Origin of the sequence: Pseudomonas fluorescens (assembly GCF_040448305.1) — a bacterium.
Classification (GTDB): domain Bacteria; phylum Pseudomonadota; class Gammaproteobacteria; order Pseudomonadales; family Pseudomonadaceae; genus Aquipseudomonas; species Aquipseudomonas fluorescens_BH.
On sequence record NZ_CP148752.1, the window covers coordinates 468,403 to 484,522 of the forward strand.

The 16,120-nt window shown below is 59.5% G+C and carries 14 protein-coding genes; 4 read left to right on the forward strand and 10 right to left on the reverse strand.

The annotated features are described in order from the left end of the window. Window positions 1-5: 5 nt before the first annotated feature. The 3 genes from WHX55_RS02115 to WHX55_RS02125 are packed head-to-tail and all read right to left on the reverse strand — an operon-like array spanning window position 6 to window position 1,757. Window positions 6-266: a phosphopantetheine-binding protein gene (locus tag WHX55_RS02115; protein WP_223447485.1), complete on the reverse strand. Its 261-nt coding sequence runs from the start codon at window positions 264-266 to the stop codon at window positions 6-8. Then, window positions 247-1,056, reverse strand: a complete 810-nt coding sequence (locus WHX55_RS02120; RefSeq protein ID WP_150754760.1) for a lysophospholipid acyltransferase family protein — start codon at window positions 1,054-1,056, stop codon at window positions 247-249. The genes WHX55_RS02115 and WHX55_RS02120 overlap by 20 nt, the downstream gene beginning before the upstream one ends. Beyond that, window positions 1,032-1,757: a beta-ketoacyl synthase chain length factor gene (locus WHX55_RS02125; protein WP_353741951.1), complete on the reverse strand. Its 726-nt coding sequence runs from the start codon at window positions 1,755-1,757 to the stop codon at window positions 1,032-1,034. The genes WHX55_RS02120 and WHX55_RS02125 overlap by 25 nt, the downstream gene beginning before the upstream one ends. A gap of 355 nt (window positions 1,758-2,112) precedes the next feature. On the opposite strand from WHX55_RS02125, the gene WHX55_RS02130 reads away from it, so the two are divergent. Then, the gene (locus tag WHX55_RS02130) at window positions 2,113-2,883 is read left to right on the forward strand and encodes a ParA family protein (protein WP_116262928.1); all 771 of its coding nucleotides are present in this window, start codon (window positions 2,113-2,115) and stop codon (window positions 2,881-2,883) included. A gap of 128 nt (window positions 2,884-3,011) precedes the next feature. On the opposite strand, the gene trxC is transcribed toward WHX55_RS02130, so the two are convergent. The 6 genes from trxC to WHX55_RS02160 form a co-directional block, all read right to left on the reverse strand. After that, window positions 3,012-3,446 carry a thioredoxin TrxC gene (gene trxC / locus WHX55_RS02135; RefSeq protein WP_077432334.1) on the reverse strand — a complete coding sequence of 145 codons (435 nt, stop codon included), beginning with the start codon at window positions 3,444-3,446 and terminating at the stop codon, window positions 3,012-3,014. Between the two features lie 73 nt (window positions 3,447-3,519). Then, a complete protein-coding gene (gene selO / locus WHX55_RS02140; protein WP_353741952.1) occupies window positions 3,520-4,983 on the reverse strand; it encodes a protein adenylyltransferase SelO in 1,464 nt (487 codons plus the stop codon). A 48-nt stretch (window positions 4,984-5,031) separates the two neighbouring features. Continuing rightward, window positions 5,032-8,382: a mechanosensitive channel MscK gene (gene mscK, locus WHX55_RS02145; protein ID WP_353741953.1), complete on the reverse strand. Its 3,351-nt coding sequence runs from the start codon at window positions 8,380-8,382 to the stop codon at window positions 5,032-5,034. Between the two features lie 34 nt (window positions 8,383-8,416). Further along, the gene (locus WHX55_RS02150; RefSeq protein WP_150726623.1) at window positions 8,417-10,159 is read right to left on the reverse strand and encodes a potassium/proton antiporter; all 1,743 of its coding nucleotides are present in this window, start codon (window positions 10,157-10,159) and stop codon (window positions 8,417-8,419) included. Window positions 10,160-10,476: 317 nt separating this feature from the next. Further along, the gene (locus WHX55_RS02155) at window positions 10,477-10,902 is read right to left on the reverse strand and encodes a M10 family metallopeptidase C-terminal domain-containing protein (protein WP_150754765.1); all 426 of its coding nucleotides are present in this window, start codon (window positions 10,900-10,902) and stop codon (window positions 10,477-10,479) included. A 214-nt stretch (window positions 10,903-11,116) separates the two neighbouring features. After that, window positions 11,117-11,350, reverse strand: a complete 234-nt coding sequence (locus WHX55_RS02160) for a hypothetical protein (RefSeq protein ID WP_353741954.1) — start codon at window positions 11,348-11,350, stop codon at window positions 11,117-11,119. Between the two features lie 130 nt (window positions 11,351-11,480). Here WHX55_RS02160 and WHX55_RS02165 point away from each other — a divergent pair, with 130 nt between their 5' ends. From WHX55_RS02165 to WHX55_RS02175, 3 genes are all read left to right on the forward strand, one after another. Beyond that, complete coding sequence (locus WHX55_RS02165; RefSeq protein ID WP_095943263.1) at window positions 11,481-11,690, forward strand: hypothetical protein; 210 nt, start codon at window positions 11,481-11,483, stop codon at window positions 11,688-11,690. Continuing rightward, on the forward strand, window positions 11,687-11,989 hold the full coding sequence (locus WHX55_RS02170) for a cell division protein ZapA (protein WP_353741955.1): 303 nt from the start codon (window positions 11,687-11,689) through the stop codon (window positions 11,987-11,989). The genes WHX55_RS02165 and WHX55_RS02170 overlap by 4 nt, the downstream gene beginning before the upstream one ends. A gap of 100 nt (window positions 11,990-12,089) precedes the next feature. Next, window positions 12,090-14,027, forward strand: coding sequence for a methyl-accepting chemotaxis protein (locus WHX55_RS02175; protein WP_353741956.1), 1,938 nt, complete (start codon window positions 12,090-12,092; stop codon window positions 14,025-14,027). A gap of 120 nt (window positions 14,028-14,147) precedes the next feature. Here WHX55_RS02175 and WHX55_RS02180 read toward each other — a convergent pair whose 3' ends face one another. Next, window positions 14,148-15,950 (reverse strand): acyl-CoA dehydrogenase, encoded by a 1,803-nt coding sequence (locus WHX55_RS02180; RefSeq protein ID WP_353741957.1) that lies wholly within the window; start codon window positions 15,948-15,950, stop codon window positions 14,148-14,150. Between the last annotated feature and the right edge of the window lie 170 nt (window positions 15,951-16,120).

Below are 16,120 nucleotides of genomic sequence, written 5' to 3' on the forward strand. Positions count from 1 at the left end.
CGGTCTCAAGCTGCCTGTTTTGCGCTGACGAACGCCGCAAGGCTCGCCACGTTACTGAAGTGATTACGTGTGTCCTTGGCATCGGCGTCGATTTTGATGCCGTATTTTTTCTGGATGGCCAGGCCCAGTTCCAGGGCGTCCACCGAGTCCAGGCCCAGGCCTTCGCCGAACAGGATCTGGTCATTGCCGATGTCGTCGGCACTGATGTCTTCCAGGCCAAGGGCGTCGATGATAAGCATTTTGATATCACGGTGCAGATCGCTCATCTTCGGCGAGCTCCTTAATAAAGTAAGAATGTAGATAATCGTTGAGCTTGCGCGAGGCCTGCGGAGCCGGCCCCTGCGTGGCGAAGGTCTGTGGGTCTATATCGGCCCCGACCCGGAAACTGAAGTGCACGCGCCGCTTGGGGATGCGATACCAGGGTTCGGCCTTGGTCAATGTGGTCGGGCTGACCTTGATAATGACCGGGGTGAGGATTTTCGCACCACGCAGGGCGATTGCCGCGCCTCCCCGATGAAAGGCCGGTGCCTGGCCGGGTTGGGTGCGCGTACCTTCGGGGAAAATGATCAGGGTCTGGCCGTCTTTCAGCGCGTCGGCAGCGGCGTCGAGCATGTCCATGCTGCCGTCGTTGCTGATGTATTCGGTGCAGCGCAGTGGTCCGCGGGTGAAAGGATTTTCCCAGAGGCTTTGCTTGACCACGCAGTTGGCGTGACGCACCAGGCCGATCAGAAAGACCACGTCGATCAGCGATGGGTGGTTGGCAATGATCATTTGCCCGGGACGACCGAGTTTTTCCGCGCCTTCAATGTTGTAGGTCAGCACCCCGGTACGGGCCATGAAGCGCACAAAAATCCAGAAACAGCGGCTGACCGTTTGCCGGGCCCGCAGTCGATGGGTCCGGGCGTCGCCCGGCAGGCAGTTCAGCAAAGGGAAAATCACCAGGCGCAGGCACAGCCCGCCCAGCCCGAACAGGGCAAAGCTCGCGGCGGTGGCCAGCAAGCGCCAGTAATAGGCGTCGCGGTTTTTCTCGGTCACGGGTTGCGTTGCCAGGTCCATACACGATTTTTCCAGGCATGTTGGCAGGTGGTTTGCTGGCCGAGCAGCGCACACAATAGATTCAGCGCGTGGGGCCAGCGGGATTTGGACAACGCATCCGAGGGGCTGTTCAGGGACAACTGCCAGTCGGTGCCGGGTGTGATCAGCAGGCCGACGGCATAAGGGAACGGCACGTCGTCGATCCAGGTCGAGTAAGCCTCGGGCGGCTGCTCTTCGGTGACCACCAGCAGTACCGCGCCAGCGCCGTCAGCCAGCAGCGCGGCAGCTTCGAGCATGCCATGTTCCAGGCCATCGCCTGCGGCGGCCAGGGCGGTCATTTCGCTGGTTTCACCACGCATGATCGACCACAAGCCAATGATCGCGTTATGCACGGACAAGCTGAACTGGGTTGGAGATAGTGGCTGGTCGGCGGCCAGATCACTAAGAATGTCGACCGTGCGGGGCGTTTCGCCATGACGGGACACAAAGACCAATGGCAAATCCTGCCGACCTTCGGCCAATGGCCAGCCGACACTGAATGCCATGCGCGCCAGACGGCTGAGCCGCCGACGCTGCATGGCGGGCAGAAAGGAAACGTCGGGAACGGCATCGCTGTCCGGCAGCACGACCGGTTGTCGGCACCAGGCCTGCCAATCGGTCACGCTATCAAGCCCCGGGGCCCAGGCGCGCCATTGGGCGATGTTGAAGTTGATCACAGACATTCATCCCACCCTCACGGGCTTACTTGACGCGGGGAGTGGCCGGGAGCCGGGACTTACCCTGCGTGGCGTTTGGCGCCGAGTGGCGCGCATTATCCCGGTGCCGGGAACGTGTAGCAAATGCTGGTTACATTTTGCTCAGCAAGATGAAGCGGCTGGCTCGCAAAATTTGAACGATTGGTAATTATTCACAGAATTATTACTCCGTCTGTCGGTTCTGGCGTTGAATCACCGAGCCGTTCAGGGCTTTTCAAGCAGGAGAAGGCAACTGACTGTGTAGTCCCTTTGCCGACAAGGTAGCGAAGCAACGCGGTGGACCACTACACTCGGTCATTCTTTGATACACGGAGGTTTTGACATGCGGCGCGTGGTGTTCAATCAGAAAGGTGGTGTTGGCAAATCGAGCATTGCCTGCAATCTGGCGGCAGTCAGTGCCAGCGAGGGCTTTCGCACCTTGTTGGTGGATCTCGATGCCCAGGCCAACTCCACTCAGTACCTGACGGGGCTCACCGGTAGCGATATCCCGATGGGCATCGCCGATTTCTTCAAGCAGACGCTGTCTTCCGGGCCGTTCTCCAAAAAGAATCAGGTCGACATCTACGAAACCCCCTTCGATAACCTCCATGTTGTTACCGCCACCGCCGAGCTGGCGGACTTGCAGCCAAAGCTTGAAGCCAAGCACAAGATCAACAAGCTGCGTAAGTTGCTGGAAGAGCTGAGCGAAGACTACGACCGGATTTACCTCGATACCCCGCCAGCGCTGAATTTCTATGCGGTTTCAGCGTTGATTGCCGCCGATCGTGTGTTGATTCCCTTCGATTGCGACAGCTTTTCACGCCAGGCACTGTACGGCCTGATGGCGGAAATCGAGGAGTTGAAGGAAGACCATAACGAAGGTCTGGAAGTCGAAGGCATCGTCGTCAACCAGTTCCAGGCCCGCGCCAGCCTGCCCCAGCAAATTCTCGATGAACTGATCGCCGAAGGCCTGCCGGTGTTGCCGGTGTACCTGGCCAGCTCGGTACGCATGCGCGAATCCCACCAGGCCAACACGCCGCTGATCCATCTCGACCCGCGGCACAAGTTGACCCAGCAATTCGTTGAGCTGCACAATCTGCTGGAAAACGCCTGATCTTTCAGGCGACACAAAACCCTGTGGGAGCGGGCTTGCTCGCGAAGGCGTCGTGTCAGTCAACTTAGATGTTGAATGTAACGGCCTCTTCGCGAGCAAGCCCGCTCCCACATTGATTGTTGGTGGTTTCAGATGCCTTGGCTACGCAACCAGCTCATCAGTTGCGGTAACGGAAAGGCCCCGCTCTGCCGGGCGACTTCCCGGCCGTTCTTGAACAGGATCAGGCTCGGAATCGAGCGAATCCCCAACTGCGCCGACAACTGCTGGTTCGCCTCGCTGTCCAGTTTGGCCAGCCGACACTTGCCCGCCAGTTGCCCGGCTGCCTGCTCGAACACCGGTGCAAACGACTTGCACGGCCCGCACCAATCCGCCCACACATCCACCAACAACGGCAGATCGCCCTTGATCTGGCTGGCGTAGTCGCCTTGCTTCAACTCAAACGGTTTGCTCAGCAGGACTTCGGCCTTGCAGCGTCCGCATTTCGGGTGGTCGTTGAGGCGCTCGGCGGGAATGCGGTTGAGGCCGTTGCAGTGGGGGCAGGGTATGAGGAGTGGGTCGGTCATGACAAATCGTCCAGTCGAAAGCGAATGAGCCTTATCTGGAGACATCACTCCAGATTTTCAATTGTGCAGTGCCTCACGACGAACAACTGATCTCCAGATGCTTGCCCCATTCCGGTGGTCGCTCGGCGTAGCTCTCCATCCCCGGTTGCTCCTCGAACGGATTGCTCAGCACTGCGTGTAGCCGGCGGACTTCCGAGTAGTCGCCGCTCTGCGCCGCTTCGATAGCCTTTTGCGCCAGGTAGTTGCGCAGGATGTACAGCGGGTTGACCGCGTGCATCCGCTGGCGGCGCTGCTCTTGATCAAGCGTGCCTTCACGGGCCACCCGGGCGACGTAGAGTTCGCCCCAGGCATCAAAGCCCTTGAGGTCGACAAAGTCGTCACGCAAGCGGGTGATGGCCTGTTCCGGTGCTTCATCACCCAGGCGGCGAAAAAACAGGCTGTAGTCGACGCCGCTGTTTTGCATCAGTTGCAGCAGGTTCTCCAGCAATTTCTGGTCGTCATCCTCCGCCGTGGTCAGGCCGAGTCGGCGGCGCATCAGGTCCAGGTAATGAGCCTGGAACAGCGGCAGGTACAGGCCGAGGGTTTCGCGCAGGGCTTCGACGCTGATGAACGGCGTCAGTGCCTGGGCCAACGCGCTGAGGTTCCACTGGCCAATCGGCACCTGGTTGTTGAAGGAGTAGCGGCCCTGGTCGTCTGAGTGATTGCAGATGAAGTTGGCGTCGAAGTCGTCGAGGAAGGCGAACGGGCCGAAATCGAAGGTGATGCCCAGGATCGACATGTTGTCGGTGTTCATCACTCCGTGGCAGAAGCCATAGGCCTGCCACTTGGCAATCAGCTCGGCATTGCGCTCCACCACTTCGCGGAACATCGCCAGGTAAGGCTCCGGTTGTTCCAGGCACTGCGGGAAGTGCATGGCCAGCACGTGATCACCCAGCTCTTTCTGCTGCTCGGGGCGCTTGGTGTAGTAGAAATATTCGAAGTGCCCGAAGCGCACATGGCTCGGCGCCAGGCGCAGGACCATGGCCGCGCGCTCCTGTTTTTCACGCCACACCGGGGTATCGGAGCCGATCACGCACAGGGCGCGGGTAGTCGGGATGTTCAGGGCATTCAGGGCTTCGGAAGCGAGGAATTCGCGGATCGACGAGCGCAGTACCGCCCGGCCATCGCCCATGCGTGAAAACGGCGTCTGGCCGGCGCCCTTGAGGTGCAGGTCCCAGTGTTCGCCGGCCTCGTTGTACACCTCGCCGAGCAACAGGCCGCGACCGTCGCCCAGTTGCGGGTTGTAGGAGCCGAACTGATGCCCGGAATAGACCATCGCCCTTGGAATCGCGTCGGCCCAGAGCTTGTGGCCGCTGAACAGTTCGGCGAACTCCGGGGTTTCGGCCACGGCCGGGTCGAGGTCCAGCAACGCCATGGCGGCGGGGCTGGCCACGACCAGGCGCGGATTATCGATGGGCTCAGGCAGTACATGGGCGGAAAACGCATCGCCCAGGCGGTCGAAGCGGTTATCGAAGGTGAGTTCGTCGAGGGCTTTCAAGGGCCGGCTCCAGCAGAATGTCCGAGCATTCTGCTGGGGAAAGGCCGGTTAGTCGAGTTTGGCGGCCGGCGGTTGTTGCGACGACTTGCCGTCGACGATCGGCACGATGGTTTTCGCTTCCGGCTCGATCGGCACCATCTTGTATTCCTGGCCGTGCAGGTTCTTGAGGTAGACCTCCATCTGCCGGAACGAGATATTGATGTGCTGCTTCTTGAACTCGCGGTTGATGAAGCGGTTGACCTCGTCGAGCACCGGGTTGCGGTCGCCGAGGTCGCGCACGTGCATGCGCAACTCGTGGTCGAGGGTGCTTTCGCCGAAATTCAGGAAGTACACGTGCGGTTCCGGGTCTTTCAGCACGCGCGGGTTATCGCGTGCGGCCTTGAGCAACAGCTCTTTCACCAGGTCCAGGTCCGAGCCGTAGTCGACGCCGAGCTTGAGGGTCACCCGGGTGATGGTGTCGGTCAGCGACCAGTTGATCAGTTGCCCGGTAATGAACGTCTTGTTCGGGACGATGATGTCCTTGCGATCGAAGTCGGTGATGGTCGTGGCACGGATGCGAATCTTGCTCACCGTGCCCGACAGGTTGCCGATGGTGATGGTGTCACCGATCCGCACCGGACGTTCGAACAGGATCATGATGCCGGAAATGAAGTTGGCGAAGATTTCCTGCATGCCGAAGCCGAGGCCGACCGACAGCGCCGCTACCAGCCATTGCAACTTGTCCCAGCTTACGCCGAGGGTCGACAGCGTCGAGACAAAACCGACGCCGGCGATCACGTACGACAGCAACGTGGTGGTCGCGTAGGCGCTGCCCTGGGCAAGATTGAGCTTGGACAGCACGAACACTTCGAGCAAGCCCGGCAGGTTGCGCGCCAGCGCGAAGGTGATGCCGATGATGATCAACGCGCCAAGCATGTCGCCGATGCTGATCGGCACCATGCTCATGTTGGCGCCGGTACCGCTGGTGTATTCGTAGAGGGTGACGTTGTCCAGGTACGAGAACACCGTGATCAGGTCGGCCCAGACCCAATACAGTGCCGCCATGAAGCCGCCGAGCAGTGCCAGGCGGATCAGGCGCAGGGACTGTTCGTTGACCTTCTCGATGTCCATCGTCGGTTCTTCGATCACCGCTTCGCCATCGCCGGCCTCTTTGGCGGCCAGCCGCTTGGCCAGGGCGCGCTGGTAGGCCAGGCGCCGGGCCGCCACACTGAGGCCGCGCACGAAGGTGGCTTCGATCACCAGCCAGAACATCAGCAGGTACAGGGTGTTGATCAAACGGTCGCTGAGCTTCAGCGCGGTGTAGTAGTAGCCGAAGCACACCGCCACGAACAGCGCGACAGGCAGGGCGGTGAACAGGATCCCTACCAGTTTGCGGAACAGCGAAGCGTTTTCGTGGGTCGGGCTGCTGATGAGCAGGCGGCTGAGCAGCAAGGTCATCAAGGCGTAGCAGATCAGCACCACCGGCATGCCGAGCACGTCATCAGCCAGTGCCGCCGGTTGCAGTTCGGCAACGGCGACGACAGTCACCAGTGCCATGACCACGATGCCGAGGCGGCGGATCCATCTGCGCAGGAATTCCACCTGGGGCTTTTCCCAGCGGAAATGCAGTTCCGCCACGCCACCCGGCGCGAGGATCCGGTAGGCGGTGTAGAACACCAGCCAGGCCCCGGCCATTTGCAGCAGCGCCGCGCCCATATTGGCGTTCTGCCCACGGGCGTCGATTTGCAGGGCCAGCCCGCACAATGCGAGGCCCAGGGAAACCGGCATCGCCAGCAAAATATTGATCAGAATCGCCTGCGGCGTATGCCACTGGCTATCGCGCTTGAAGTGACCGATGTCCTGGTGAACCTTGATCAGTCGCGTGTACAGATTCTTGCGCCGCCACAGCAGCGCACCGATCAGCAGGGCCAGTGGCAGGAACAGCAGAGGGCGCTGGGTCAGGCCATCGGTCAGTTCGCTCAGGCTTGAAAGTACCGGCAGCGAATCGAGTTGCCGCTCGAGGCGATCCGGCACACTGTGAATCCACTCCAGGTCCAGCGGCTTGTTGCTGGGAATCCAGAACATCTGCTCATCGAGGGTCGCCCGCAGGCTTTGCGCGGTGCTGAGCAGTTGCTTCTGGTTCAGTTGCAGGGTGATGGATTCATTGAGCACCGCGCTCAGTTCGCGGTTCAGTCGCTCCAGCAGGTCGGCGCGGGTGGTGGCCAGTTCCATCAGGCTTTTGCGCAGCTGCGGCGTGACTTGCTCGGGGGGTTGGGTCGACAGCAGGTTTTCGACGTAGGTGGTCGGATTACTCAGCAATTCCCGTTGCTGGCTGACTTCGAACTGATACAGGCGAATGTCGGCGATCTGGTCGGCCAGGTTGCGGTCGAGCCGCAGGCGCGGCAACGCCTGTTTCTGTTTGTAGAGAATCTTCGAGAGCAGCAGGCTGCCTTTGAGCACGTTGATTTGCTCGTCCAGGGCCGAATCGCTCTGGGTCAGGCTGTCCAGCTGTTGCTTGGTCTGCAGGTTCTGCTGGGTGACTTCGTTCAGGCGGTCGGTGCTTTTGAGCAGGTAGTCCGAGAGCTTCAGGTTGGCTGCGCTTTCGGTGGCCAAAAGGCTGCTGCCGCCGGCTTTCTGCGCTTCGATCGATTGCTGGGTGACCGTTTCCTGGGACAACGCCAGACGCTTCTGGTTGATCAGGGTTTGCAGTTCCTGGATTTCCCGATCCAGGCGGTCGGACCGCTCCGACAACAGGTCATGCTGGCTGCTGCCGAGGTCCTGCAATTGGGTATTGCCGGCCAACTCCTGGCGCCGCAGTGGGATCAGGGCGTTCAGCGCTGTCAGCTCGGCATTGAGCTGGTCGCGCTGCTCGGGGCTCAGGGTCTTGCCGGCGTCCTTGCCGTTCTTGAGGATGGTGTTGATCTGCTGAATGCGCGTCTGGCTGCTGGAGATCTCCGCCTGGGCGCGCTCGGGGCGGGTCTGGGCGGTGATGATCAGGCTGTTGGCATCGGCCAGGGCTTTTTGCAGGTCGCTTTGCTGGGTGGAACGCTCGGTGAGCAATTGTTCCAGCTGCTGGATCGGTTCCTTGGCGAAACGCTGCGCCACCGGCACCACGGAACTGGCCTTGAGGCGGGTTAGTTCACGCTGGTTTTCGATGGTCTGTTTGGGTGCACTGCTCAATTGCTGCTTGAGCGCGACCAGCTTCTGCTCGTAGTCACGCTTGTTGTTGAGCTGGCTCAGCGTGCCTTGCAGGACGGATTGCAGGGCCTTCTGATCGGCTTCCGGCAGTTTGCGGTCGGCAATCTTGTCCAGGCTCGCTTGCACGGCTTCGCTGGAAGGCGGTTCGGCCGCTTGCAAAGTACTGACAGAGAGACTCAAACCCAGCAGGGCGATGGCGAAAATGGAGCGCAGATTAGGCATAAAGACCGGTCAAGCAAGTGATAGTGGAAGCAGTTTAGAGGAAGAGTCCGGGACCCGGGCGACTTCCTTCGGGGAATCTGACGCCCACTTTACCGATCTTGTTCCCGTCCATGACCGCCACGGTCCAAATGGTGTTGTTCCATTCCACCTGGTCACCCACCACCGGCGCGCCGCCAACCTTCTGGGCAATGAAGTGGCCCAGGGACATGTCCGGATCGATGCCTTCGACCTTCAGGCCATACAGGGCCGCAACTGCGGCCAGCTGGGCGTCTCCTTCGAGTACGAAGTCGCCGAAGAAGCGCAGATCGAGGCCCCGTTGTGGCGCCTGGCTGAAGAGTTTTCCGAGGGCCGGCAGGTTGTGTTCGTGGCCGATAACACACAGCAAATCATCGACTTCCAGCACCGTACTACCCGACGGATGGAGCAATTGTTGGCCGCGAAACAGGGCGGCGATACGGGTGCCTTCGGGCATTTTCAGCTCGCGCAGGGGTGAGCCGATGCACCATTTTTCCGCGCCGAGGCGATAAACGAACAGCTCCCACTCGCTGGTGACGTGCACTTCCAGGGCCGAGCGGGAGATGGGCGCAGGCTCCGGGGGCACCGTCACCTTCAGCAGCTTGGCGACCCACGGCAGGCTCGTGCCCTGAACCAGCAGCGACACCAGCACGATAAAGAACGCGAGGTTGAAGTACAGCTGGGCGTTGGGCAGGCCGGCCATCAGCGGGAACACCGCGAGAATGATCGGGACCGCGCCGCGCAAGCCGACCCAGGAGATGAACGCCTTTTCGCGACCATGGAATGCCTTGAACGGCAGCAGGCCGACCATCACCGACAGTGGCCGGGCAAACAGAATCATCCACAGCGCCAGGGCCAGTGCCGGCAAGGCGATTGGCAACAGGTCGTGAGGCGTCACCAGCAGCCCCAGCACCAGGAACATGCCGATCTGCGCCAGCCAGGCCATGCCGTCGAGCATGTGCAGGATGCCGTGGCGGCTGCGCACCGGACGGTTGCCGATCACCAGGCCGCAGATGTACACCGCCAGGAAGCCGCTGCCGTGCAGGGCGTTGGTCAGGGCAAAGACGACCAACCCGCCAGCGATGACCAGAATCGGATACAAACCGGTGGCCAGATTGATGCGATTGACCAGTTGCAGCATCAGCCAGCCACCGCCCAGGCCGATGACGCCACCGATACCGAACTCGCGGATCAGATGTGTCAGCAGGCTCCAGTGCAGGCCGGTCTGGCCGCTGGCGAGCATGTCGATCAGGGTGACGGTGAGGAACACCGCCATCGGGTCGTTGCTGCCGGATTCGATTTCAAGGCTGGCGGTTACCCGCTCGTTCAGGCCTTTGCCACCCAATAGCGAGAACACCGCCGCGGCGTCGGTGGAGCCGACGATGGCGCCGATCAGCAGGCCCTGAATCAGGTTCAAGTCGAACAGCCACGCGGCCGCCATGCCGGTCAGCCCGGTGGTAATCAGTACCCCGACCGTGGCCAGGGACAACGCCGGCCATAACGCCACGCGGAAACTCGACACCCGGGTGCGCAAGCCGCCGTCGAGCAGGATCACTGCCAGTGCGAGGTTGCCGACCAGATAAGCCGTGGGGTAGTTATCAAAAAGAATGCCGGCGCCATCGACACCGGCCGCCATACCGACGGCCAGGATGATCACCAGAATCGGGATACCGAGACGGGACGACAGTGAGCTCACCAGAATGCTCGCACCTACCAGCAACGCGCCGATCAAGAACAGGCTGTTGATGGTCGTCGCATTCAAAGGCAGTACTCCAGAAAGCTGAAAGGCGGGCGCAAACTGACCATGCAGTCTGCGTGCCAGCGATTCTAACCTGTTGAATTGCGTCGCTGTCAAAAAAGGTTTTGAGGGCGCCTGCTCAGGTGCTGTCTCTTGATTGGCTTACTGTTGCGTCGATGAAGGCTCCATTCGAGCGGGATATAGTTTTTCCACCCAGGATTTAATTTGAGTTGGATTTCTAATTGGCGATAGTCAATAGTTTTTCAAGAATGAAGCGATTGTCTTGCTGGATCTTTGAGTCCGCTTTTGATAAGTGTTGGCAGGTTGTTTTCTACGATGTGTCAGGACCATCCAGAATCGACGATATCTCCCAGGCGTACGAGGCCTGTCACCGAAATGACCATCATTGATTTAGCGCTTTGACTTTTTACGAGAATATTGCTCTGGTTGTTGTGAGGTAAGTAATCCAGAAATGCATCGCCTGGGTTCTTGAATTCAGAGATGTCCGAAAGATTAAAATTCAAAGAGCCAACTCCAGCATTTTTTAGGGCTGTTGACATGTCGATGCGGTCTTTACCTGTTTCGAAGTTAGAGATGTATTGAGATTTTCTGGATCCTTCGAGAAATTCGACGATGCCATAGGTGACGCCGCCTCTATCGTTTGGTGTCAAGGTAATGCCAGGGCTTGTTGCGGTAGCAGTGTGCTGTGGAGCGGGGTCTGCAGTTACTAAAGTAGGAGGGGTGAAGTTTTTTTGATTGTCTATCATGATGAATCAACTCTCGTTGGGTATGTAAATAAAGTTTTTTTGATGATTTTTTAGTTTGATCCGCTATCCGGCGGTGAATAAATTATTCCATAGTCTGAATTGTCATTGCGAGCGCGGGTTTTATTCGAGGTGTTTCTTGGTTGTTTTATTGTGTTAGTGGGTGGTGTGAATGCTTATTTAAGTTTGTCGGGGCTTGTCTGAAGTGTGGAGTTCTTCAGTGTGCTATTTTCTTTATATTGAATTGGCGTTGTGGCGTCGAATAGAGGTAAGTTGGATGGGGTGAAATGAGGGTGTGGGTATATTTATTGATTTCGTTGTCCGCCGTGGCGTCCCGTTCGATTTTATTGTTCTGCCGGGTCAGAGAGGCCAAATGGAGGGAGGCGGAAATCCGCAGCAGGGGTATCGCACAAACGTCACGGCGACGAAGTGCAGGAACCAGATCGGCCAATCACAGTCTCTACAGTTCGCGAGAAAGGTCACTCGTCAGCAAAATCAAGGCTTTGCGCCTGTATAACCCTGGCATCCAGGGTGACTTTTCTTTATCGTACGCGCCCTTTGAAAAAGCCCGGAAAATCAAAATGTTGGAAGCATCCCTAAGCCAATTGGAACAACTGGTCAGCGACCTGGTGCAACAGAACCAGAACCTGACCGCGGAACTGGCCCAGGCCAAAGATGAAAACGAAAGCCTGCAACTGAGCCTGATGGAACACGAAGAGAAGCAAGGCGCCACGGCGGCTCGCATCCAGGCCCTGGTTGAGCGCGTCAGCGCAGGCCCTGTCAGCGCATGAGTTACAACGCCGCAGGGGTAAAAGTCGTCTCGATCCTGGGGGAGGACTATTCGATCAAGGCACCGGTCGGGGAAGAACAAACCCTGCTGGACGCCGCGATGATGTTGAAGGCAGCCCTGGCCGAAACCAAGAGGAAGTACCCGACGCTGATCGGTGACCGACTGCTGGTGCTGGCGGCGATGAATCTGTGCTCCCAGCAGATCGAAATGCAGAAACAGCACAAGCTCGACCTCGACCGTTACCAAGAGCAAGTCAGCGCCACGGTTGAAGTGATCTCCAAGACGATCAATCAGGCCTGATCGGCTTTGCGCACAACCAAAGAATAGATTGTCGGTTGGTTTGTATACAATCGGCACGGCTGTTGCAGTGTTTCAGCCTCTTATTCTTTGGGGGTGCTCCATGCAGTTCTGGCGACGCAGTATTCAATGGCAGTTGATCCTGAGTATGGGCACCGCCCTGCTCGTCAGTATCCTGATCGTGGTGGGCATTTATACTCTGGTGCTCAACCGCCTCGCCCAGAGCTATCTGGTCGAGCAAGCCTTGCCGTCGAGCATCGAAGCGATGCGCAACGACATCGAACGGATCCTCGTTCAACCCCTCACCGCCGCCAAGGACATCGCCAGCAACAGCATGGTGCGCGACTGGTTGGCCGGGGGTGAAGACAGTGCCCAGGCCGGCACGTTTACTACCTATCTCGAAGGTGTTCGCGCCGAGCACAAGGCCTTTACCGCGATTATTGTCGGCACTGCGTCCAACCATTATTTCACCGAAAAAGGCCTGGATCGGACCCTCAGTCGTTCCAATCCGAAAGACGTCTGGTTCTACTCGTTCCTCGACAGCAACCAGCCGCGCACCCTCAATATCGACAATGACACGGCGACCGGAGAATTGGCGCTTTTCATCGACTTCAAAGTCGAGCAGGCCGGTAAAGTCGTGGGTGTTGCCGGGCTTGGCCTGAGCATGAAAGAGCTGTCGGAGCTGATTCACAACTTCAACTTTGGGGAGCGTGGCAAGGTCTATCTCGTGCGTTCCGACGGTTTGATCCAGGTTCATCCCGAGGCGCAATTCAGTGGCAAACGCACTTTGACCGAGCAGATTGGTGCTACGGCGGCACAATCGGTGATGAGTCAAAAAGCTGCCGCCAGCAGCGGCTTCCAGCGTGACGGCGAAGACTTCCTCGCCTTAAGCCTGCCATTGCGTGATCTCGGCTGGACCCTGGTGGCCGAAGTGCCGCAATCGCAGATCTACGCCGAAGCTCGCCGCGCCATGTGGATGAGCAGTGGCATCGGTCTGGCGGTGGCGATTGTGTGTCTGCTGCTGGTGGTGTTGCTGGCCCGTGGGTTGGTACGACCGATTCGTGAGGTAACAGCGGCACTGGTTGCCATCGGTAGCGGCGGTGGAGATTTGACCCGCCGGTTAGATTCCAGTCGCGCCGATGAGCTGGGCGATCTGGCTCGCGGTTTCAATCGGTTCCTGGATAGCCAGCGCGACATGATCGGCGAAGTGCTGACCACCAGCGAACGTTTGCGCACGGCTGTGGGGCAAGTGGCCAGAGTTGTGGACAACACCGCTGAACGCTCCGGCCGCCAGCAGGAAATGACCGACATGGTGGCCACTGCTGTCCATGAAATGGGCCTGACTGTTCAGGAAATCGCCCAGAACGCCGGTAATGCGGCGGTCGCATCGCAAACGGCTCGGGATGAGGCGATGCAGGCACGGGAAGCGGTGGGTGGCTCGATCCGGCATATTGAAAGCATGTCCGACGAAATCGGTGTCGCCGCCAGCGCTGTGGGTGAATTGGCGCATCAGGTGGCGTCGATCGATCAGGTGCTGGCGGTGATCCGCGGGATTTCCGAGCAGACCAATCTGTTGGCGCTCAATGCCGCCATCGAAGCGGCGCGGGCCGGGGATATGGGCCGTGGGTTTGCCGTGGTTGCCGATGAAGTGCGCACCCTGGCGCGACGTACGCAATCGTCCACCGATGAAATCCAGCAGATGATCGGCAGCCTCAAACAAGGTGCGGAAAACGCGGTGTCGTCGATGCATTCCGGGCAAGCCGCGACGGGCACGGGTGTCGAGTCGAGCCAGCGTACCGGCGCCTCGTTGACTGCGATTACCGGGCAGGTTGAGCGCATCAGCGACATGAACCATCAGGTGGCCACGGCGACGGAAGAGCAGTCGGCGGTGACCGAAGAGATCAACCGCAATGTTCAGGGCATTTCCGATCTGGCGCGGGCGACGGCGGGGGAGGTCAGGGCTTGTCGGGATGATTGCCAGACGTTGCAGCGGTTGGCGGATGATTTGGCGCGGCAGATGGGTGGGTTCAAACTGGGGTGATGTGGCGTCTGCGCGGACGTCTTCGCGAGCAGGCTCGCTCCCACAGTAGTGCGTGTACGCATTCAAATGTGGGAGCGAGCCTGCTCGCGAATGAATTTCAGCTACACCAAACTTTCTGAATCAAAACCACTCATCCTGCATGCCCAGGCAAACATCATCCCGAGCCTCAAGAATCGCCAGCTCATGGTGACAACCCGGCACTTCCCACGTCAGGAAATACCGCGCCGCCTGCAACTTGCCTTTATAGAAGGCCACATCCGCCGCATTCCCTTTGGCCAGGCCTTCCTCGGCACGGATCGCCTGCTCCAGCCAGCGCCAGCCGATCACCGTGTGACCAAACACCTTCAGGTATAGCGCCGAGTTCGCCAGGCTGCTGTTGACCTTGCCTTGGGCCAGATCAGTCAGCAGGCCGATGGTCACGGTTTGCAGGCGCGCCACCAGTTTCTCCAGCGGTTCGCGCAGCGGCGTCAACGAATCAAACGCCTGGGCGCGCTCGGCGGTGTCGGCGATCAGGCGGATCAGTTGCTTGAGCCCCGCACCGCCGTTCTGCGCCAGTTTGCGCCCCAGCAGGTCCAGCGACTGAATGCCGTGGGTGCCTTCGTGGATCGGGTTCAGGCGGTTGTCGCGGTAGTACTGCTCCACCGGGTACTCGCGGGTGTAGCCGTGGCCGCCGAGGATCTGGATCGCCAGTTCGTTGGCCTTCAGGCAGAACTCCGACGGCCAGGATTTGACGATCGGCGTCAGCAAGTCCAACAGCTCATGGGCCTGCTTGCGTTCGGCTTCGGTCTCGAGCGTCGTGGTGTCATCGAACAAGCGTGCCGCGTACAGGCCGAGGTCGAACGAGCCTTCGACGTAGGCCTTTTGCGTCAGCAGCATGCGTTTAACGTCGGCGTGCTGAATGATCGCCACCGGCGCGGTGTTCGGGTCCTTGCTGTCCGGCACGCGGCCCTGCGGACGTTCGCGGGCGTACTCCAGCGAATACAGATAACCCGCGTAACCAAGCATCACGGCACCCATGCCGACGCCGATCCGCGCCTCGTTCATCATCTGGAACATGTAACTCAAGCCTTGGTGCGGCTTGCCCACCAGATAGCCGACGCACTTACCGTTATCGCCGAAGTTCAGCGCCGTGGACGTGGTGCCACGCCAGCCCATCTTGTGGAACAGCCCGGCCAGCAACACGTCATTGCGCTGACCGAGGCTGCCATCGTCGTTGACCAGGAACTTGGGCACGATAAACAGCGAAATGCCCTTCACCCCGGCTGGCGCGTCCGGCAGTTTGGCCAGCACCATGTGCACGATGTTTTCCGACAACGGATGATCGCCGCCGGAGATGAAGATCTTGTTGCCCTTGAGGCGATAAGTGCCGTCGGACGCAGGTTCCGCGCGGGTACGAATATCCGACAGCGACGAGCCCGCGTGGGGTTCGGTCAGGGCCATGGTGCCGAAGAAACGGCCGTCGATCATCGGCTGCAGGAAGCGGCGTTTCTGCTCATCGGTGCCGAAGCTTTCGATCAGGTTCGCCGCGCCCATGGTCAGGAACGGATACGACGTCGAAGCCGCGTTGGCCGATTGAAAGTGCGCGAAGCAGGCCTGGGACAGCAGCGTAGGAAGCTGCATGCCGCCAGCGTCGAAACTGCGCGCGGCGTTGAGGAAGCCGGCTTCGAGGAAGGCGTCCACCGCCGGTTTCACTTCCGGAATCAGAATCGCCTGACCGTTCTCATAGCGCGGCTCGTTCTCGTCGCCCTTGCGGTTGTGCGGGGCGAAGAACTTCTCGGCGATGCTGCGGGCGGTGCCAATGGCCGCATCGAAGGTTTCGCGGTTGTGCTCGGCGAAACGCTCACGCTGGGTCAGGCCCTCGGCATCAAGGACTTCATACAGCTCGAAAGCCAGATTGCGGGAACTGAGCAACGTCTCGGACATGGCGGCCTACCTTTTGTTGGGATGGGCCGAGTCTAGTCTGGTGAATTTATGCTGAATAGCATGATTGATGAGCGTGATGGTGGGGCAGAGCAGCGACTTAGCAGGCACCACAAAACAAATGTGGGAGCGGGCTTGCTCGCGAAAGCGGTGAGTCAGACAACATTGAAGTC